A 236-nucleotide genomic window follows, 5' to 3' on the forward strand; every position below is an offset into this window, starting at 1 on the left:
AAGTGAGGCGCGCGGGGGGGAGCGACACCGAGACGCCCGACCAGGCGGTGAAGCCGCACGGGTACGGCCGCTCCCACGAGAACGGGGTGGGGGCGGGGGCGTCGCCCGTGAAGAACCGCCAGAGGGCGGCCACGATGAAGATCGCCAGCGCGAGGCACTGGGTCGCGAGGAGCACGTTCTGGATGCGCTCGCCGATCTCCACCCCGCGCCCGCTCACCCAGGTCATGGCGGCGATG

General features: G+C 72.9%; 1 pseudogene. It reads right to left on the reverse strand.

Features of this window, described 5'->3' with window-relative positions:
* A pseudogene (locus KVS71_RS18870) lies at positions 1–236 on the reverse strand (amino acid transporter); the annotation flags it as partial.

It is taken from the genome of Microbacterium sp. GbtcB4 (assembly GCF_019091465.1).
Taxonomy (GTDB): domain Bacteria; phylum Actinomycetota; class Actinomycetes; order Actinomycetales; family Microbacteriaceae; genus Microbacterium; species Microbacterium paraoxydans.